The organism is Vibrio sp. DNB22_10_4 (assembly GCF_052879755.1).
The window spans coordinates 198,883-219,810 of sequence record NZ_JBNNXW010000002.1 but is presented as its reverse complement, the minus strand read 5'-3'; the positions used below and the strand labels follow the sequence as shown (position 1 = coordinate 219,810).

General features: G+C 48.6%; 14 protein-coding genes and 1 pseudogene. 9 read left to right on the top strand and 6 right to left on the bottom strand.

All coding sequences use genetic code 11. From position 1 onward, the window contains the following. Positions 1-21 precede the first annotated feature (21 nt). On the bottom strand, positions 22-1,407 hold the full coding sequence (locus ACVA6Q_RS09060) for a peptide MFS transporter (RefSeq protein WP_446647316.1): 1,386 nt from the start codon (positions 1,405-1,407) through the stop codon (positions 22-24). Positions 1,408-1,735: 328 nt separating this feature from the next. Here ACVA6Q_RS09060 and rfaH point away from each other — a divergent pair, with 328 nt between their 5' ends. Beyond that, positions 1,736-2,230 carry a transcription/translation regulatory transformer protein RfaH gene (gene rfaH / locus ACVA6Q_RS09055; protein ID WP_446647315.1) on the top strand — a complete coding sequence of 165 codons (495 nt, stop codon included), beginning with the start codon at positions 1,736-1,738 and terminating at the stop codon, positions 2,228-2,230. 109 nt (positions 2,231-2,339) lie between these two features. On the opposite strand, the gene dapD is transcribed toward rfaH, so the two are convergent. From dapD to ACVA6Q_RS09040, 3 genes are all read right to left on the bottom strand, one after another. After that, positions 2,340-3,371, bottom strand: a complete 1,032-nt coding sequence (dapD, locus tag ACVA6Q_RS09050) for a 2,3,4,5-tetrahydropyridine-2,6-dicarboxylate N-succinyltransferase (protein ID WP_446647314.1) — start codon at positions 3,369-3,371, stop codon at positions 2,340-2,342. A gap of 305 nt (positions 3,372-3,676) precedes the next feature. Then, positions 3,677-3,973: a YebG family protein gene (locus ACVA6Q_RS09045; protein WP_353496842.1), complete on the bottom strand. Its 297-nt coding sequence runs from the start codon at positions 3,971-3,973 to the stop codon at positions 3,677-3,679. A 100-nt stretch (positions 3,974-4,073) separates the two neighbouring features. Then, the gene (locus ACVA6Q_RS09040; RefSeq protein WP_446647313.1) at positions 4,074-5,006 is read right to left on the bottom strand and encodes a LysR family transcriptional regulator; all 933 of its coding nucleotides are present in this window, start codon (positions 5,004-5,006) and stop codon (positions 4,074-4,076) included. 96 nt (positions 5,007-5,102) lie between these two features. On the opposite strand from ACVA6Q_RS09040, the gene ACVA6Q_RS09035 reads away from it, so the two are divergent. The 4 genes from ACVA6Q_RS09035 (at position 5,103) to recD (ending at position 15,837) form a co-directional block, all read left to right on the top strand. Further along, positions 5,103-6,077 carry a TDT family transporter gene (locus ACVA6Q_RS09035; RefSeq protein WP_446647312.1) on the top strand — a complete coding sequence of 325 codons (975 nt, stop codon included), beginning with the start codon at positions 5,103-5,105 and terminating at the stop codon, positions 6,075-6,077. A 68-nt stretch (positions 6,078-6,145) separates the two neighbouring features. After that, the gene (recC, locus tag ACVA6Q_RS09030; protein ID WP_446647311.1) at positions 6,146-9,652 is read left to right on the top strand and encodes an exodeoxyribonuclease V subunit gamma; all 3,507 of its coding nucleotides are present in this window, start codon (positions 6,146-6,148) and stop codon (positions 9,650-9,652) included. A 378-nt stretch (positions 9,653-10,030) separates the two neighbouring features. Further along, a complete protein-coding gene (recB, locus tag ACVA6Q_RS09025) occupies positions 10,031-13,663 on the top strand; it encodes an exodeoxyribonuclease V subunit beta (RefSeq protein WP_446647499.1) in 3,633 nt (1,210 codons plus the stop codon). Then, positions 13,663-15,837 carry an exodeoxyribonuclease V subunit alpha gene (recD, locus tag ACVA6Q_RS09020; protein WP_446647310.1) on the top strand — a complete coding sequence of 725 codons (2,175 nt, stop codon included), beginning with the start codon at positions 13,663-13,665 and terminating at the stop codon, positions 15,835-15,837. The genes recB and recD overlap by 1 nt, the downstream gene beginning before the upstream one ends. 135 nt (positions 15,838-15,972) lie before the next feature. Here the strand turns inward: recD and ACVA6Q_RS09015 are convergent, their stop codons facing one another. Both ACVA6Q_RS09015 and argA read right to left on the bottom strand, forming a co-directional pair. Then, complete coding sequence (locus tag ACVA6Q_RS09015) at positions 15,973-16,158, bottom strand: hypothetical protein (RefSeq protein WP_353496838.1); 186 nt, start codon at positions 16,156-16,158, stop codon at positions 15,973-15,975. A gap of 204 nt (positions 16,159-16,362) precedes the next feature. Continuing rightward, the gene (gene argA, locus ACVA6Q_RS09010) at positions 16,363-17,700 is read right to left on the bottom strand and encodes an amino-acid N-acetyltransferase (protein ID WP_446647309.1); all 1,338 of its coding nucleotides are present in this window, start codon (positions 17,698-17,700) and stop codon (positions 16,363-16,365) included. Between the two features lie 145 nt (positions 17,701-17,845). On the opposite strand from argA, the gene ACVA6Q_RS09005 reads away from it, so the two are divergent. The 4 genes and pseudogenes from ACVA6Q_RS09005 (at position 17,846) to ACVA6Q_RS08990 (ending at position 20,904) form a co-directional block, all read left to right on the top strand. Continuing rightward, entirely contained in the window at positions 17,846-18,301 is a 456-nt protein-coding gene (locus ACVA6Q_RS09005; RefSeq protein WP_446647308.1) for a DUF2850 domain-containing protein, read from the top strand. A gap of 70 nt (positions 18,302-18,371) precedes the next feature. Beyond that, positions 18,372-19,463 (top strand): annotated as a pseudogene (gene mltA, locus ACVA6Q_RS09000) (murein transglycosylase A); the annotation flags it as partial. A 184-nt stretch (positions 19,464-19,647) separates the two neighbouring features. Then, positions 19,648-20,460 (top strand): tRNA cyclic N6-threonylcarbamoyladenosine(37) synthase TcdA, encoded by an 813-nt coding sequence (gene tcdA, locus ACVA6Q_RS08995; protein ID WP_446647307.1) that lies wholly within the window; start codon positions 19,648-19,650, stop codon positions 20,458-20,460. A gap of 12 nt (positions 20,461-20,472) precedes the next feature. Further along, entirely contained in the window at positions 20,473-20,904 is a 432-nt protein-coding gene (locus ACVA6Q_RS08990) for a SufE family protein (RefSeq protein WP_446647306.1), read from the top strand. Positions 20,905-20,928: the final 24 nt, after the last annotated feature.

The window sequence follows — 20,928 nt, the reverse complement described above, 5'->3', positions numbered from 1 at the left end:
TTCGATCCAACGAATAAACAATTAAGCGATTTGAGCTTGCTGCTCTTCTACTTGTTCTGCATTGCTCACTGAGCTTTGCTCTGCGCCGTGCATCCATTTTACTAAGGTATTAGCAAACAACAGTAGGATAACGCCACAGATAACGGCTGTGATAGCGATACCACTAAAGATTGCCATAGCACCTAGCTCGCCTACGTGTGAGCCGACTACACCTGCGACGTAGTTCGCAATGGCGTTGAAACCAAACCATGCACCCATCATCAAAGATGCAAGGCGCAGTGGCGCAAGCTTAGTCACCAGTGATAGACCAATTGGAGATAGACACAGTTCACCTAGTGTGTGGAAGAAGAATGCGCCGACTAACCATAGCATTGAGGTTTTAACGCTGGTGTCGCCGCCTTGCTCAAGTACTGCGCCAACCATGCAAAGGAAGCCTGCTGCTAGGAAAAACAGTGCAAGTGCAAATTTAACCGGAGAGTTTGGTTCACGCTTGCCCAGTTTCACCCAGATAGCGGCAAGTACTGGTGCAAGAGTGATGATGAAAAATGGGTTTAGAGACTGGAACCAGGCTGCTGGTACTTCAAAGTCGCCAATCATGCGATCGGTGTACTGCTGGGTGTAGATGTTCATCAAACCACCCGCTTGCTCGAAGCCCGCCCAGAAAACGATAACGAACAGACCCATAATTAGGATAACCTTCAAGCGATCCATCTCTTCTCGAGTGAGTGGTGCTTTAGTTTTTGATGGGTTCAGTTCACGAGCACGCGCAGCTGCAGGTACGTTACCAATGTCGCCTAGCCATGAGTTTGCCATGGTCATTTGCATTATTAGGCTGATTACCATGCCGACACCTGCCACGATAAAGCCTGCTGACCAACCGAACGAGTTGGTTGCTGAGCCAACAACGATACCCGCTAATAGTGCACCGAGGTTGATACCCATGTAGAAGATAGTGAATGCGCCATCACGACGGTTGTCGCCTTCAGCGTAAAGGTCACCTACCATGGTCGAAATGTTTGGCTTAAACATACCGTTACCAGCAATAAGCAGTGCTAGACCACCGTAGAACATCTCGGCACTTGGTGCACCAGATGCCGCAGCAGCTAACACAAACTGGCCTGCAGCCATTAGTACGCCACCGATGATGATGGACTTACGTTGACCTAGGTAGTTGTCGGCAATGTAACCACCGATAAGCGGAGTGATGTAAACAAGTCCAGTATAGATACCATAGAGATCTAGAGCATCTTTAGTAGACCAGCCCATACCACCATTGATTGTGGTGTCTGTTAGGAACAAAACTAATATTGCGCGCATAGCATAATATGAGAAACGTTCCCAAAGTTCGGTACCGAACAGTAGGAATAGGCCGCGAGGGTGGCCGAAGATGTTGCGTTGTGCTGTCATAAGTTTTACTAATTTTTATCATCAAAGAATTTAATGTGCCAAATGGTATACCTGACAACATTAACATCCGCAAGGGGTTGATTTTGTAGAGTTTGTGAAATAAATGTTTAAAGCAATGAAATGTAAGAAAATTTTTCAGTGATGGTACGTAATTTTCGTGCTGCAATCTAACTTTTCATTTTTACCGTTCACCATCCATTCGGATTTTTCATCGGTTTGATCGCAGACAAGAGAGGGTTATACGGGCACAGTGTTGGGTTTAGTGGTACGATGCAGACAAACAAAAACATCGAATAATCAAATTAAATAGTTAAATCGAACAGTTAAAATGAAACGTTGGTATTTGCTTTATTGTAAGCGCGGTGAACAAGGCCGAGCGAAAATGCACCTCGAGAATCAAGGCTTATCCTGCTACTACCCTGAAGTAGAAGTAGAAAAGATCCTCAGAGGAAAAAGACAGAAGGTGAAAGAGCCGCTCTTTCCTTCTTATGTGTTTGTAGAATTTGATTACGAACAAGGTCCATCTTTCACCACAGTGCGCTCTACGCGCGGTGTGGTCGATTTCATCCGTTTTGGCTCTCATCCCAAAGAGATCGACTCTGCACTTATTGACGAGTTGCAGCTGTTAGCGGAGCTTCCGGATGAACCGGAAACAGACAGTTTACCAAAGCACGGTGAGACAGTTCGCGTAACGGGTGGTCAGTTCGCGGGTATCGAAGCGATTTTCCAAGAAGCTGACGGAGAAGCGCGTTCGATCATGTTAGTGAATATGATAAGTCGCCCGGTTGCCGTGAGCATCGAGAACAAAGATCTGGATATCTAGCGCGCTCAATAACTTAGTGTTAGGGCGTTAGTTGATATAAAAAACCTCAGTACCAAAAGATGGACTGAGGTTTTCTGTTTTGGGGTATTAACCCTTCAGCAACCGATAATTAGTTGTTGCTGTGAAGCTCGCTGTTCAGTTCAACGGCTGTTTTGTTCGTCAGGCATTCAATCTGACCGGTCACTGAGTTGCGGCGGAACAGAAGATCCGGCTTGCCAGCTAGGTCGCGAGCTTTAACAATTTCAACTTCTGCACCAGTCGCATCTAGCATGCGAACTTTAGAGCCTGCTGTTACGTAAAGACCAGACTCAACAGTACAACGATCGCCTAGTGGGAAACCAAGACCCGCGTTTGCACCTAGTAGTGAGTTTTCGCCGATAGAGACAACAACCGTGCCGCCACCAGATAGCGTACCCATGATAGATGCGCCGCCGCCGATGTCTGAGCCGTTACCAACTACAACACCTGCAGAGATACGACCTTCAACCATGCTCACGCCAGTTGTACCTGCGTTGAAGTTGATGAAACCTTCATGCATAACCGTTGTGCCTTCGCCAACGTGAGCACCAAGACGTACGCGAGACGTATCTGCGATACGAACGCCTGTTGGAACCACGTAATCAACCATTTTAGGGAACTTGTCTACGCAATCGACAGTGAGTGTTTCGCCTGCTAGACGCGCTTCGATTTGACGCTCAGCCAGCTCTGGAAGGTCGATTGCACCTTGGTTAGTCCAAGCGATGTTGTGAAGTAGACCGAAGATGCCATCAAGTACTGTACCGTGAGGCTGTACTAGGCGGTTTGAGATAAGTTGCAGTTTTAGGAAGCCTTCTGCAACAGATTGAGGCTTCTCGTCTGTTGCCAGTACAACCAGTACTAGCGGCTGTGACGAGCTTGCTGCTTTTTCGGCAAATGCGGCGTTTTCTGCGTCATCATTGCTAGAGAATGCGGTTGCTAGAGCCGCGCTTTGCGCTGCAGAAATTTCGATAGCTTGGTTGCCTTCCGCGTAACCTGACACCTCTGCCACTGCTGCGATAAGCGCATCAGATGGGTTTAGACGTGGGTGAGGGAAGAATGCTTCGATGATTTTACCGTCGCGGTTTTTGGTTGCAGTACCAAAAGCGATTGAGAATGCTGCCATGACTCTATGTCTCCATGTATAGATTTGTCTCAAAGCCGCAGCGATTGGCGGCGACCTTGACTGATTTGTTAGCAATCATCTTAAAGAGACGTGATGGCAGATGAAAGGGCAAAAACGACAAAAGTCTGTAAAACGATACCCTTTGTCTTTTCAGCGATGTTTTTTCCTAATAAGAAATTTTAACGGCTTGCATTCGCTTATTCGCTCGCAAATACTTACTTAGGCGCAAAAAGCAAAATAGCCAGTAAAACTCTGCGTTCTACTGGCTATTTGATTTACTTTTGCAATTTTAGCAAGTTAACGCATTAGGCTGCGTCTTCTGCATCTTGCTCTTCAACAGGCTTAACCACTTTTGGCTTTTTTGGCGTTGGCTTGCGCTTCGCACCAAGAGCGTAAAGCACTTCTTCTTTACGCTGTGCAAGATATAGCGATAGCTCTTCTTGCTTCTCTTCATCTTCGATAAGCTTGCTTTCACTTAGCAGAGAAAACAGCTCATCCGCCATATCCAACATTTTGTCATAAGCGTCAGCTTCTGCTTTAGAGGTAAAAGTCATCTTTTCTTCTCCGTTGCGTTCCACCACGTACTTGACGATTACAGCCATGGTTAATCCTCTAGTTAAATTTAAGATTCTAATACTGTCTGTTTATACAGAGGGTCAAAGTTAATGTCCAGTCGAGGGCGCAAAAGTGAGAGCTGTTTGCCTAATTCCTACTCGTATTGCGGCGCGTTTTTTTGGCTATAGTCGTCGCACGCCATTGCTGGCAAAACAAGATAAAGCGTTCCAGTAGGGGGCTTTGGTACTTCTCCTTATGAACCAGCAGCCAAAAGCGGCGTTTCATGTCGAGCGAAACTGATATAGGTACTAAGCGACCATCATCAATGGCGCTTTGTGTCGCTAAAGTCGAGAGGCAGGCCAAGCCAAGATTGGCGGATACGCTGTTAATAATGGCTTCGGTGGTATTGAGCTCAAAGGCTTCATGCCAAATCTCAATTCTAGGGGCAACCGTTCGTAGGAAAAACTCCCGAGTGCCGGAGCCTGGTTCTCGTAAGATCCAATCACTATTTTCCAAGTCTTCAAGCGTGACGTTCGATTTGTTGGCAAGAGGATGCTTGGGAGACACCACTATGCACATTTCATCTTCACTAAATGGGTAGCTATCAAGCTCAGGGTGCAAGGTTTTACCTTCGACTAAGCCGATATCGAGTTGATAGTCGATGAGCTTTTGACAAATCAAAGCGGTGTTGGAGATAAACAGTTGCTGGGACTTATGCTGATGCTCTTCGCGAAAATCACTGAGCAGGAATGGTGCGACTTGGTTACCCACAGTGTCACTGGCACCGATACGCAGTACGCCGCGATAACTCTGCTCATCACCAAACAGTGATTCAATATCTCGGCTTCGGCTGAGCAGTTCATCGGCAAGGGGCAACAGTTTTTGTCCCTCTTGGTTAATGACCAAGCGGTTGTTGACCCGATCAAACAGGGCGTGACCTATCTGTTTTTCTAGCTCACTCAGCGACATGCTGACCGCCGCTTTAGAGAGAAAAAGCGTGTCCGAAGCTGCAGTAAGCGTTTGGTGCTGAGTCACCGCAACAAAGACCTTGAGCTGTTTTAACGAGATATGTGGCTTCATGTTCAGTTTAACTTAACGAATAGATTGAATAATTGAATATATATAAACATAAGCAAGGTTTACAATCACCGCAACTGAAGAATTGAGGTGATTGTGATGATTGCGAGAGTGACAAAAGCACATAACAGAGTAAAAGCAGCGCCAACCCCAATGGCTGGATTGGCTCTAGGTATCGCCAGCCTTGGCTGGTGCTGGGAAAATGCGCTGCCGCTACATCATGTCGCGCAGTGGACTGGCGCTGCAATTGCCAGCGTGTTGCTCGCTATCCTTGCTTATAAATACTTGTTCCATAATCACGTGTTGCGTCAGGAGCTAGCACACCCTGTGGTAGGCAGTGTTGCCCCAACGTTTGCTATGGCGACCATGGTGGTGTCTCACTCTGTTGGCCAATTTGCGCCCAATGTCGGTGATGCACTCTGGCTTGGCGCTGTGGCGCTACACATCGTGTTCTTGGCAAGTTTTACTTACCACCGCATGCGAGACTTCGAACTGCATCATATGGTACCAAGTTGGTTTGTGCCACCGGTCGGCATTATCGTGGCGGATGTGGCCTTCTCGGGTAATCCAGACTTAGCGTGGATTGCCAACAGCGCTTTAGTATTCGGCCTTGTTGCTTACGCGGTCATGCTACCAACCATGATCTACCGTTTGGTGTTTACTCATGAGATCCCAGATGCAGCCAAACCAACCATGGCGATTATGGCAGCGCCAGCGAGCCTATCGCTTGCCGGTTACCTAACCGTAGCTTCAGAGCCATCTGCCATCATTATTGCGCTGCTATTTGGTATTGGTGTGTTGATGACACTGTTCATCTACCTTGCGTTTATCAAACTGATGCGATTGCCATTCAGCCCGGGTTACGCTGCTTTTACCTTCCCAATGGTGATCAGCGCAACGGCGCAATACAAACTCGCAGCTTGGATGAGCGCACAGCACGCGCCAGTTGAGATGGTGAAACAGATCACCGCGCTTGCCAATATCGAGCTTGTTGTGGCGACGATTGTTGTCAGCTATGTTGCGATTCGTTACCTCGTTGCTTATTTACCCAAACAAGCAAATATCACGGCGTAAAAGGTCTTAGATACACAGGGACTGTGTTAACCTTGAGGGAGGAAAATTAGCGAAAGGCGCGCCGTCACGTGTTCACCGTTTACCACTCAAATCAGATAGATGTGCTTAAATCCTTGTTGGTTCAGCTCATCAAACTCGACCCTATTGAAAACCCGTTTGAGAAAGAACAAATTCTCGTCCAAAGCCCAGGCATGTCTCAATGGCTGAAAATGGCGTTGGCACAAGAGTTTGGTATTGCGGCCAACATTGACTTCCCACTTCCAGCCACCTTTATATGGGATCGCTTTGTTCAAGTGTTAGATGATGTGCCTGCGCGCAGTGCATTCAACAAAGAAGCGATGACGTGGAAGATCATGCACCTTTTGCCTGAGCACTTAAACGACCCGGACTTTGCGCCGCTCGCCCAATATTTAACCGATGACCAAGATGCATCGAAACGCTATCAACTGGCAGAAAAAATCGCCGATATCTACGATGGATACTTGGTATATCGTCCCGAATGGATAGCCGCGTGGGAAGCCGGTTTACCGGTTTTTGAGCTTGAAGACGAGCAGCCGTGGCAGCCAAAACTTTGGCAAGCACTGTACGATCATACTGTGGCGCTTGGTCAGTCCCCTTATCACCGTGCCAACCTATATGAGCACTTCATTGACGTACTCGCCAATAACCAAGATGTCAAAGCGCAGGGACTCAACCAGCTTCCTAAGCGTTTGTTTGTGTTTGGTATTTCTTCACTTCCGCCTCGTTATCTCGATGCACTGAAAGCCCTTGGTGAGCATATCGATGTTCATCTGATGTTTACCAACCCGTGCCGATTCTATTGGGGTGAGGTGCGCGATCGTAAATACCTAGCAAAACTCGCCGCCGCCAAGCGTAAGCAGCTCAATGATCTTGATGCTTTTGCTGACAGCCAGCAGTGGCAAGAAGGCGAGTGGGAGTTAGCGCCGCAGCTTAAAGGCGATGTGGAAGCGAACGTTGATGACGAGCTGCATCTCTCTGAAGTGGGTAACAGCTTACTGGCATCGATGGGTAAACTGGGTAGAGACAACCTGTACTTGTTGTCACAACTTGAATCCAACGAGATTGAAGCCTTTGTTGATGTCGATAGAGCCACCCTACTTGGCAATCTTCAGGCAGATATTCTCAATCTAGAAGAGCATCAAGACGATGCTTCGTTACTCTCATCTAGCCACAAACCCGCGATTGCCGCGGGTGATACCTCGCTATCGGTGCATGTTTGTCATAGCCCAATGCGCGAGGTGGAAGTGCTGCACGATAATTTGCTGGCGATGTTCGACCGCAATCCGGAATTGAAGCCGCGTGACATCATCGTCATGGTGGCTGATATCAATGCCTACAGCCCGGCGATTCAAGCGGTGTTCGGCAATGCCTCTGGTGAGCGTTACATTCCGTTCTCTATTTCTGATCGCACGGCCGATAAAGAAAGCCCGCTACTCAACGCCTTTAACCAGCTTTTGCAACTGCCTGACTTACGCTGCACCAGCAGTGAAGTGCTTGAGCTGTTGGAAGTGCCTGCAATCATGGCGCGATTTGATATCAGCGAACATGAGTTTTCGCTGCTGCGTGCTTGGGTGGAAGAGGCGCAGATCCGCTGGGGTATTGATAACCAAACGGCAAGCGAATTTGATTTGCCTGAATTTGGTCAAAACTCTTGGATGTTTGGTATTTCTCGTATGTTGGCGGGTTATGCGGTGAGTGAGCACGCAGGCCTACTCATGGTCGGCGACGAGAGCATTTCTCCTTACGAGCAAACTCAAGGCATGCAAGCCGAGACCGCCGGTAAACTGGCGCAGTTTATCGATAAGCTGGCGCATTATCGCAAGGTGTTAAATCACACCATGGGTATCGAGCAGTGGCAGCGCGGCATCAATCAATTGGTTGATGACTTTTTTGCCGTGGATATTGAAGGTGAGGTCGTTGTTAAGTCGATTCGCGATACTTTGTCGGCACTTGGCGATCAGTTATTGGATGCGCGATACGACGAGGCACTGGCACCGCGCATCGTGCGTCAGTACTTCATTGATAAGCTTTCTGGCTCACGCGTTAGTCAGCGCTTTTTGGCAGGACAAGTCAATTTTTGTACCCTGATGCCAATGCGCTCTATCCCGTTCAATACCGTGTGCCTGCTTGGTATGAACGACGGTGTATACCCGCGGAGTGTGCCGCCTGAGAGCTTTGACCTCATGGTAGGACGAACCAAGCCAGGCGATCGCTCAAGACGCGACGATGACCGTTATCTATTCCTAGAAGCGCTGCTTTCAGCGCAGCAAAGCCTCTACATCAGTTACGTTGGGCGTTCCATTCAAGACAATACTGAGCGCGTGCCATCGGTGTTGGTTTCAGAGCTTTTAGAATACTGTGAGCAAAACTACTGTTTGCAAGGTGATGAAGCGTTAGACGTTGATAGCTCTGGCGCCAAGCTCACTCAATCACTGCTGCGTGAATACCCTATGGTGCCATTCAGCGCTGCTCAGTTTGATGCTACGAGTGCACTACAAAGTTACGCCGCTGAGTGGTTACCATCGGCGCAGCAAACAACGCTTGAGGCGACGCAAAGCTTATCGCTGCCGTTTAATTTAGAGCCCATTGCCCGAGCGCAAGGTGAAAAGGTCGAATTGGAGTTGACCGAGTTACAGCGCTTCTGGCGCTTGCCGGTGCAGTATCTGTTTAATCGACGTCTGCAAGTTAACTTTGAGGAAAGCCTTCTCGGACTAGAAGATGAAGAGCCATTTGCGCTGAGTGGATTGGAAAGTTTTGGTCTTCGCAAATCTTTATTAGATGCCATGATAGAGGCCAAAGGTCACATTGAAGGCGATAAACTGAACGCATTTAAAGCGGAACAAAAAGCCAAGGGCTATTTGCCCGTCAATGAGTTTGGCGAGCTGGAGTTTGCCGCTAACGTGTCGCAAACCCAAGAGTTGGCGCAGGCCATTGCGCCGTTAGTGAGCCAAGAAGCTGAAGATGTCGAAGTCGATTTGACCTTAGACATTGATGATTGTCATGTCGCGCTGCAAGGCTGGGTAACCGGGTGTTATCAAAGTGGTGTAGTGCGCTATCGAAGCGGTAGGCTGCGCGCTACCGACTATCTCGCCGCATGGATAGATCATCTGTTGGTGGCCGTGGCAGGCAGACAAAGTAAAACTCATATGCTGGCTTACGATAAAAAAGAAGGCGTAGTGCATCGCATTTATCCAGCGCTTAGTGCTGAGAGTGCCAAGGATTATTTAACCCAGCTAGTCCGCTTGTATCTGCAAGGTCTAGATAAGCCGCTTTGCTATTTCCCTGAAACGGCACTGGCGGGTATTGAGGCTAACTACAGCCGCGGCCAGTGGACACCGAGTGATGAAAAAATGCTCAGTAAAATGGCTGGCCGTTTCCAAGGGGGCTTCATGCAGATCGGTGAAGGAGACAACCCTTATATCTCTCGGGTTTGGAATGAATGGAGTGAAGCATTGGCTAGTGAAGCTAAAACACTCGCGCACTTAGTATTGGAAGCGCCGCGAACAATGAGTATCAGTGCAGAAGAGTACTACTCGGCAAGCTCAACGGGCTGAAGCCTTTATCCTTGAGAGCCTTTCTAATCGAAAGAAAGGCCTTTGAAAGGGAGTGGCCGCCAGTCTTAATTATAGTGTGTAGGGAGAGTGCTGGACGGCCGGGGAGGGTCAGAGGGACCCGTATTTCTGAGCGGAATAGTAGAGTGTGAGGGTGATTAATTCCGTGAATGGGATCGCAACTTACATAGTTATTAATTATATCCGCTTGTTTTAAATTAGATTTTAAGCGTTAGATCACAGTAGAGTTCAGACATGAAGCCAAATGAGCACTCTTCAGACAACCCATTTTTGGATAGCGATTCGCCACAGTATTCAGAGAATGCGGCAGGCCAAGCGTTAGCTAGTGCATCGGTATCGAAACCGACTGCGCTGAACACCATGACCTTTCCATTGCATGGTGCCCGGCTGATTGAAGCATCCGCGGGTACGGGTAAAACCTTTACTATCGCAGGTCTCTATCTAAGATTGCTGCTCGGTCATGGCAAAGATGGCAGTGGTCATCGTCAACCGCTAACGGTTGACCAGATCTTGGTGGTGACCTTTACCGAAGCGGCGACGGCAGAGCTTCGCGACCGTATTCGCGCCCGTATCCATCAGGCACGTATTGCTTTTGCTCGAGGAGAAAGTGACGATCCGGTTATTCAGCCACTGCTTTTGGAAGTGAGTGATCATCGCTACGCCACAGAAACCTTGCTTCAGGCTGAGCGCCAAATGGATGAAGCGGCGGTATACACCATTCACGGCTTCTGTCAGCGCATGCTGACCCAAAATGCGTTCGAATCAGGCTCTCGTTTTAACAACGAGTTCGTGACGGATGAAAGCCGGTTAAAAGCGCAGGTCGCCGCAGATTTTTGGCGCAGTCAGTTTTATCCGCTAAACCTTGCGATGGCGTCTGAAATCCGCAAAATTTGGGCAACGCCAAGTGCGCTACTAAGTGATATCGGCCGATACCTGACAGGCCCTGCGATCACCTTGCAAGATATTGACTCAGCCACGGATAGCGATGGTCAAGGTGTCGACATTGCCGCTCTACATCAAGCCAATTTAGATACAATTAAAGCCCTAAAAGCTAGCTGGTTGGCAGTCAGTGACGACGTGGTGACTTGCATCGCCCAGTCTGATGTGAATAAACGCAGTTACACCAAAAAATCCCTGCCGACTTGGGTGGCAAGCATTACTGAATGGGCTCAGCAAGAGACGCTAGATTACAGCTTACCAAGCGCACTTGAAAAGTTCTCCCAAGCGGTACTGATTGAAAAAACGCCCAAAGGCGAGCCGCCAACGATGGCAATTTTTGCCGAGATTGAAGCCTTTCTAGCCACGCCTCCTGAGCTGAAAACCCCGTTACTCGCAATGGCGATTAAAGCGTGTCGACAGCGATTAGCGTTAGCCAAACAGCAAAAGCAGTGGCTCTCTTTTGATGATCTGCTGACTCAGCTTAGCGCGGCTTTAGAGCTGGAATCCGGCGAGCGCTTAGCCGAAAAAATTCGCAGCCAATTTCCAGTGGCGATGATCGATGAATTCCAAGATACCGATCCACTGCAGTACCAAATATTCAGCTCAGTGTATTTGGATAATCCCGAGTGTGGCTGGTTTATGATTGGCGATCCTAAACAGGCGATTTACGGTTTTCGTGGCGCGGATATCTTCACCTATATCCAAGCCAGAAATCAGGTTGTGGATCACTACACCTTGGGCACCAACTGGCGATCCAGTGAGCGTATGGTCAGCAGCGTCAATGCGCTGTTTGAACAGGCAGATTCGCCGTTCTTGTACGACAGCGACATACCCTTTTATCCGGTCAATGCCAGCCCTAAAGCTGGAAAACGTCGGTGGCTACAACATGGTGAGAGTCAACCTGCGCTGCAGTTTTGGCTCCAAGACGCCGATGCGCCTGTCGCTAAAGGTGACTATCAGCAGCATATGGCTGCTGCCACGGCTCAGCACATCAAAACGGTGCTGATGGAGTCGCAAACCAAACAGGTAGTGCTTGCCGATGGTGATAGCGAACATCCGGTTGAAGCGGGTGATATTGCTGTGCTGGTTCGAACCGGAAGTGAAGGGCAACTGATCAAACAAGCGCTGGCTGAGCGCGGCATTGCCAGTGTTTATTTGTCGAATCGAGATAGTGTGTTCTCCAGCGCGGTAGCAGAAGATATGCTGCACCTGCTACAAGCGATTTGGTATCAAGACGATGAACGACTACTAAAAAGTGCGCTCGCCTCAGAGTTGTTTGCGCTACCCGCTGACGTGCTTGATGGCCTGAACAACGATGAGAATTTGTGGGAGCAAGTGATTGCGGAGTTTCGTGATTACCGTCAGTTGTGGCAGTCGCGCGGTGTATTGCCCATGCTGCGCTCGGTGCTGTTTAAGCGAGAAATGTCGAATCGGCTATTGGCTACCGTAGGTGGAGAGCGTTTACTGACCGACTATTTGCATTTGGGTGAGCTATTGCAAGCCGCTAGGCAAGATGTGGAAAGTGACACCGCATTGCTACGTTGGTTTGCCCAGTCTATCGAAGATGCTAAGCAAGGGTTAGGTGCATCCGATGAGCACATTCAGCGTTTGGAGTCGGAGCGAAATCTAGTGCAAATCATCACGATTCATAAGTCGAAAGGCCTTGAATATGATTTGGTTTACTTGCCGTTTGTGGTCAGCTATCGCGAGGCGATGGAAGCGAAATACTATGATGCTACAAATCAGGAATCGGTGCTGGATCTTAGAAAGTCCAAAGCTGCACTGGCTCAGGCAGACAAAGAACGCCTAGCGGAAGACTTACGTCTTATCTATGTAGCGCTGACTCGAGCTGTGTATGGCTGTTTTATCGGTATTGCGCCGCTTCGCAACGGCCGCTCTACTAAAGAGCCCACCGGCGTGCACCACAGTGCGCTAGGCTTCTTGGTGCAAAATGGCCAAGAACTGGGCGTCAGCGAGCTAGAAACCATGCTGAACCAATTAGCTAAATCTTGCAGTGATATTGCCATCACTGCGCCACCAGAGCCCGATGGTGAGTCGTATCGTTTACCGTTAGCATCCACGCCTGAGCTCGGCGCGAAAATTCAGCGTCACACCATTGACCGTGATTGGCGTCTGACGAGCTATTCGGCCTTGGTAAAACAGAGTCACCATGGCAACAGTGATGAGGTGTTTATTGAAGAGTCGGGTTTAGATATCGACTCTTCAGACGAACAGCAGCTTGACCCGCTGTTGGAGCCGGAGAAAACCATCTTCCATTTTCCAAAAGGCGCTCGTCCAGGCACCTTCCTTCACACGGTATTTGAAGAAATTGAGTTTACCGAGCCCGCTGGCTCTGAGCATAACGCAAAGGTCATCGCCGAGCTGCTAGCCAAAGAGCAGTATGACGCAGAGTGGCTGCCAGTGATTGTTTTGCTGGTGGATCAGGTGATGAACACAGCGCTAGACGGTGAGAACCTATATCTTAGAGATAAAAGCCCCGTGCAGCGCTTGGTGGAGATGGAGTTTCTATTGCCGATAGATGTGCTGGATGCCCCTTCGCTTAATCGAGTGATTCAGCGCCACGACAGCTTATCTGCCAAGGCTCATGAGTTGGGCTTTTATACGGTCAAAGGCATGTTGAAAGGCTTTATTGACTTGGTGTTCGAGCATCAAGGCAAGTACTACGTCCTCGACTGGAAATCGAATCACCTTGGTGAAGATAGCAGCAGTTACCAGCGAGCTCAGCTCGAACATGCCATGGTCGACCATCGCTATGACTTGCAATACCAACTTTATGCGTTGGCGCTGCATCGCTTCTTAAAAACGCGTATTCGTGATTACGACTATGAGCAGCATTTTGGCGGCGTCTACTATCTGTTCTTACGCGGCATTGAGCCGAACTCCGACGCGGGAATTTTCAACGCGCGTCCTACCAAGGCAATGATTGAAAACCTTGATGCGCTTATTTCCGGTGAACTATCGGCGAATGCCATCGATACTGATAACAGTGATACCGGCGACGGAGAGAATCAACAAATGGGGCTTGGATTTTAATGACTGCACAGCGCGCTTTTTCACATTGGATTGCCGATCTGGTTGATAAAAAATGTTTGCGACCGCTGGATCATCAGTTCGCCAAGTTTGTCGCATCTATTGAAACTGAGTTTCCTGATGAAGTGATGTGGCTGGCGGCACTCGCAAGTAGCCAGCTTGGTCAAGGCCACATTTGTGTCAACTTAGATAGTGACTTAGATAGCGACGTAGCTGAGCAGGCTCTACCACCGTTACCAAGCCTGATTGGACTCTATGGCGCCGCTGCTACGCCGTTGGAAGATAAGGTCAATCAGGTTGATTGGCAGCAGGTCATGGAAAGTGCGTCAACGATCAGTGTGTTGGCGCCTGGTGCATCCTTAGAAGGCACGGTCACACCTCTAGTCTGGCAGCAAAATCGGCTCTATTTACAGCGCTATTTTTACTATGAGCAAACCATCGCAGAGCGCCTGTTGTCGATGGCGACGCCGATTGAGTTGCCGAACTCTCAACTTAAGCAAGCGGCGCAGATCCTTGATCAGCTGTTTGCCCGAGAGTATCACTATTTGTACTCGGCAATCGCTTTGATCCCTGCAGAACAAAACAACCAAGTTTCACGACAGCAATTGGTGTGTGATTTCCTAGACGTTGTTGATGATGGCTCGATCGATTGGGATCAGGTGGATCGCATTGTGACGTCAGCGAACTCCGCCAGTGAGCTTCAATTGTTGGATGTTGCAATTCCGCTCACTGCCTGCTTGAACTGGCAAAAGGTAGCGGCTGCGGTAGCGCTAACGCGTCGTTTCGCCGTCATTTCCGGAGGCCCTGGTACCGGTAAAACCACGACAGTCACCAAACTGCTCGCGGCAATGGTGCATCAGGCGAGCGCGCAAGGAGAAACGCCCACCATTAAGTTGGTTGCGCCAACGGGGAAAGCGGCGGCGCGTCTGACTGAATCGATTGGTAAAGCGGTGGATGTCTTGGCGCTGTCACCGGATCTTAAACAGCGCATTCCAACCGATTCGAGTACCCTGCATCGATTGCTTGGTGCCATTCCTGGCCGTGTTGAGTTTAGGCACGATAAAACCAATCCTTTGCATTTGGATGTGTTGGTGCTCGATGAAGCCTCTATGGTCGATTTGCCTATGATGCACCGATTACTCGATGCCCTGCCAAGCCACGCGCGGCTTATCTTATTAGGTGATAAAGATCAGCTCGCCTCAGTAGAAGCGGGTGCGGTGCTATCCGATATCTGTGACTTCTCGTCTCAAGGTTACAGCCAAAAACAAAACGAACGGGTGAAAGCACTCACTCAGTTTGATTGTCAGTTTGGGCGTACTGCCAAGCAGTTGGTATCGCCACTCGCTGATAGTCTTTGCGTTCTGCAAAAAAGCTACCGTTTTGACGCGCGCTCCGGCATTGGCCAACTGGCTAAACAGGTTAACGCTGCAAGTAGCCGAGGCTTCGAACAAGTTTGGATCAAAGGGTTTGAGGATATTGAATGGCTGCCACTCAGTGGTGATAGCTATCAAAAACTGATTGATTCTATGGTGCGGGCTTACAAGCCGTATTTGACCGAATCCAGAGCAGCGTCACCACAAGGTGAATCGTTGCAAAGCGCGGATGCTTTGGTGAATTGGCAGCACGGCGTGGCGCGTCAAGTCTTAGGTCTATTCGCACAAAACCGATTGCTGTGTGCAGTGCGAGAGGGCGATTTTGGCGTGACCGGACTCAACCAGAGAATAGAGTCGCGTCTTAAGCAGCGCGGTTTGATTTCGCGCGGTGAGGAGCTTTGGTATGTGGGCCGACCATTAATGGTGACGAAAAACGATCATGGGCTTGGACTTTACAACGGTGATATTGGAATTTGTCTATGGGATCATAGTGCGCAAACACCAAGGCTGAAGGTCTTCTTTGAGCTCCCTGATGGCAGCATAAAGTCGGTATTGCCGAGTCGAATGCCAGAGCATGAAACGGCTTATGCCATGACGATTCATAAATCTCAAGGCAGTGAGTTTGCCCATACCTTTATGATATTGCCGGGCGAATTTAGCCCGCTGCTCACCAAAGAGCTGATTTACACCGGAATTACCCGCGCAAAAACTCGTTTCACCTTAGTGGCCGATGGCAAAGTCTTGGGTAAGGGGATACGTCATAAAACGCTGCGTCACAGTGGGCTGTCATTGCGTTTGGCGTAATAGAGGTTGGTTTAATAAATAGTTTTGGGAAAGATAATTGTGTGGCTAAATCGGAAAGTGGCTAAGGGAGAAGCTCTACCGTCCTTGGCAGTACCTATTCTGGTAATAATTTGGTCTGGGAATAATTAGGCCGCGTTAGGCTGGATTAAAGACCTCAGAGTAGGTGATTTGCTTGATCCGATACTGCTGCTGGTAAATCGCCATTAACGATTTGACTTTTTCGGATACAGGAAAAACACAGTGGACGTTGAGTCCTTCTAGGAAGTGGTTTTCCGCCATATCCCAGAAACTTTGAATCGAATTACAAATAACCGTTCGCATAGATGTCACTCTTGAATGTGGTGTTCACCTAGCATTCCTTGCACTGCCCGCCAGCACGTTGCTTTTTGGGAGTCCTGTCACATAAATAGCTGTGATTTGGGTGAATTTTAAACAGGAGTTGACCTTTTGTAAAACGATTTGTGCTAATTCATGACGGCAATCGATTTCATAAATTGAAAGTCGCCATGAATGTTTCTGTAAAAGCTACACCGAGACCGATAGGATCTTTGAGCGCCTTTGTAAATTATAGAGGTCTTGTTTCGCCATCGGCAGCGATTCTACTCCTACTTCGAGAAAACCTTGCTCTCTAAACCAGTGCAGGCTGTGTGTGGTGAGTACGAATATATGCTCAATCCCCATCATTTTTGATTGCTGCTTCATATGATTCAGGAGCAGGACGCCGCGATTGCCATCGCGATAATCAGGATGGATCGCTACACAAGCCATTTCGGCCATCTTTTCTTGCTGGTAGGGATAAAGTGCTGCGCAGCCAATGACCAGACCATCTTTTTCGATCAAGGTGAACTGGTGGATCTCTTGCTCAAGCTGCTCTCTAGAGCGGCGAACCAGAATCCCTTTTTCTTCCAAAGGTCGAATCAGCTCAAAAATGCCGCCAATATCATCAATGTCAGCCTGTCTGACTTGCTCAGCACTGGCCATCACAATCTGTGTGCCGATACCATCAATAGAGAACAGCTCCTGAATCAGAGCGCCATCGATTTTATAACTAATTAAGTGGCAACGTGGAATCCCTGCACGACAAGCAGATTGCGCACCGCGTAAGAAACGCAGAGTCCCGCTACTATGGCCTTCATCAGACAGCTCTTTGACTTCAAGCTGTTCAATCAGTTGATTGACTTCAGAAGGGAACAGCTCAGCGATGGCATTGCCGGCTTCATCGAGCACCCCTTGCTCTGAACAAAAGCCAATTAACTTATCTGCATTTAATTTTATAGCAACTTGGGTCGCCACTTCTTCAGAGAGAAGATTGAAGGTCTCGCCGGTTACCGAGCCCGCTACCGGACCGAGTAGAGCGATTGAACCTTGCTCAAGAACGCGATTGATACCTTGAATATCAATGCGGCGTACGCGACCACTGTGGCAGTAGTCTATGCCATCATCAACGCCGAGCGGTTGGGCAATGACAAAGTTGCCACTAATAACATTGAGCTGGTTGCCCGCCATGGGGGTGTTATTCAGGCTCATAGAGAGACGTGCAGTGATATCCAGTTGCAGACGCCCCGTTGCCTGCATCACATAATCTAAGCACTTTTCTGTCGTAACGCGAATGCCCTTGTGATACGGACAGTGACAATCATTGTGTTCAAGAAGTTGGTTTATTTGCGGCCTTGCGCCATGCACCAGCACTAACTTGACGCCCAAACTGTGTAGTAACGCGATGTCACTCACAATATTGGTGAAGTTCTTGTCGGTGAATGCTTCTCCACCCAGCATGATGACCATGGTTTTGTTGCGGTGAGCATTAACATACGGAGTGGACTGCCGAAATCCTTTTACGAGGGCGGTACTGCGGATCTTCACAATGATTACTCGTAGTTTATTTATGTTGAAATAATGACTTTTTATTCAATGATGCGCAAGGAAAATTTAGCATGGAGCAATGGAGAGACTTGCCCCGTTATGAATCAAGTGACACACTGACCCAGAATAGAGAAGAAGGCGAACTATGAGTGAAGGCAAAGAGAGTGGTATTGTCAGTAACGTGGATGTCACGTTAACGCCTCGCAGTACGATTAGACCCAATAAATGGTTGGAACGAGCACTAATTTTGTTGGCATTAGTGGGCACAGCCTCTGTGGTTGGCCTATACAACGATTTATATGGTCGAGTTCAAGACCACATCAACCCTAAAGCGGGGGTGTTTGGGGTGTGGGTAGAGAAAGATGTAGCTCCTTATGCGAGAGCGTCGTTTGAGCTTGGTGACAACAAGGTGGTGATCAATAACCGAGTGGTCGCCACCTCTTTTGAACTGTCCGCGACAGAGCTTTGGTTTACCGTTGGGGTGACCGAGTATCGTTATCAATTTCTTAACCGCAACAAGACCGAGATTCGACAGCTTTCACCAACTCATTACAACCCAACGTTTGTTTTGTCAGGAAAACACAAAAAAGACCTGAGATAAGCGTCGGTTTTATTGCGCTTTTTTATAGAGTTTGCCATCCTGAATGCACGAACCATAAGGGATGACTAACTTGATCAAACGTATACTGCCTCTTGCTTCTGTTTTATTGGTGTTTGGCTGCGCGCAAAGCGATCGCGCTCAGCAGAAACACGATGGTGATTTCACTAGCCTACTAAATAAAACAGAGCAAATTGAATCCAACAAACCTCGTAACTTTCATACATTTGCTGCCCAAGCGAATGAGGTGGTCACTGCCTCGCCATCTATGGCGAAAACCTATCAACCATTATACGAACAGCTAGAAGTATGGGCTGTGCAAAGTGGTGATCCCAAACAGTTGGCAAATTACGGAGTTCAAGCGGCGCAACTTGGCGGTGGTGATAACAAAGGTAATGTACTTTTCACTGGCTATTTCTCACCTGTAATGGAGCTTCGTCACGAGCCGGATGAGAAGTTCCGCTATCCGGTGTACTCGATGCCAGATTGTCAGCAAGAATGTCCAACTCGCGCAGAAATTTATGGCGGTGCACTCAATGGCCAGGGGCTTGAACTAGGTTATGCCGAAAACCTCATCGATCCATTTATTATGGAAGTGCAAGGCAGTGGCTTCGTTCACTTTGAAGATGACGACACCTTAGAGTATTTTGCCTACGCAGGAAAAAACAATAAAGCGTACGTGAGTATTGGCCGTGTGTTGATAGAACGCGGTGAAGTGCCAAAAGAGAAAATGTCACTCAAAGCGATCAAAGATTGGGTGATGGCACAAGATGAGAAAACGGTTCAGGCATTGTTAGAGGAAAACCCATCGTTTGTATTCTTCCAGCCTCAAAATGCAGCGCCAGTAAGAGGTACTGCAGGTATTCCACTATTACCGATGGCATCGGTTGCGGGCGATCGCTCTGCATTTCCAATGGGGACTCCGATACTGGCGGAAGTGCCGCTGCTTAACGCTGATGGTACGTGGAGTGGCGCACACGAGTTAAGACTGCTAATCGTGCTGGATACAGGTGGTGCAGTGAAAGGTAACCACTTCGATCTTTATCACGGTATGGGCGAGTTTGCCGGTACTCAAGCCGGTCACTACAAGCACTTTGGTCGCGTGTGGAAATTGGGGTTAGAAAACTCGACAACAGCAGACCCATGGTTGATGCCGGGAGAAAAGACCTCTCCAGCAACCACGCCGGAGGCGTCGGTTAAGCCTTCAACATCTTCGCAAGACAAGCCTGATACCGAAAGCAAATAGGCCATTATGAGTAGCGGCTTCTAAGCGGACAGAGTTGACCTTTTTAGTAAGAGTGCGTATAAATCGCACTCTTCTTTTTTACTTGGACAATGCAAGGTAACCCATGCGCGAATTGAACCAACCTGCCTCTGACAGCTACAACCAACGTTTTGGTGGCACACGCCGACTTTATGGTCATAGTGAGGTCGACATTTTACGTGCAGCGCACGTGTGTGTGGTTGGTATTGGTGGCGTAGGCTCTTGGGCAGTAGAAGCGTTAGCGAGAACCGGTGTGGGTGAGTTAACACTCATAGATATGGATGACGTTTGCGTGACTAACATTAACCGTCAAATCCATGCGATGTCGGGTACCGTAGGTCAAAGTAAAATCGAAGTGATGGCAGAGCGCGTTAAGCTCATTAACCCTGAGTGCAAAGTGAATCTGGTGGATGACTTTATTACTCCAGACAATGTAGCCGAGTACATCAGCAAAAATTTTGATTACGTGCTGGATGCGATTGATAGCATCAAGCCGAAAGCTGCGTTACTGGCCTATTGCCGCAGTAACAAAATTAAGGTCATCACGACCGGCGGTGCGGGCGGTCAGGTTGACCCAACGCAAATCATGGTGGCGGATTTGACCAAGACGATTCAAGATCCGCTAGCTAAAAAGCTTAAAGATACCTTGCGTCGTCATCATAACTTCACTAAGAACCCTGCTCGTAAGTTTGGTATCGATTGTGTGTTCTCGACCGAGCAGCTTAAATATCCTCAAGCGGACGGTAGCGTGTGTGGCGTGAAATCCACAGCAGAAGGTCCAAAACGTATGGATTGTGCCAGCGGTTTTGGCGCGGCAACGGTTGTGACTGCGACATTTGGTTTTGTCGCGGTATCGCGCATTGTTGAAAAAATTCTGCAAAAGTACGCAGCGAAGTAATAGGCAGTCGAGATGAGTAATAGCAATCCATTTGGCAGTGAAATCCAAGCGCAGCAAATTGTCGATACGATGACTCAGTTGAAAGGCTGGGAAGATCGTTACCGCCAAGTCATTCAGTGGGGTAAGAAATTACCCATCATGGATGACGCTGATAAACAAGAGCAAGTGCTGGTGGCGGGCTGTGAAAGTTCAGTGTGGCTAGTGCTTGAACAGGTTGATGAGGCTTGGGTAATTAAAGCGGATTCTGATGCACGTATCGTTCGTGGTTTGATTGCGATTGTGTTGGCCGCCTTCAATGGCAAAACCTCACAGCAAATCGTTGAGTTCGATCTCGAAGGCTATTTCGAGCAGTTGAACCTCATCAACCACCTTAGCCCTTCACGCGGGAATGGCCTCAAGGCCATCGTGAATACGATTCGCGAACAGGCGCAGCGCTCTCTCTAACAGCGTTTAGCAGCCGCATCGAAT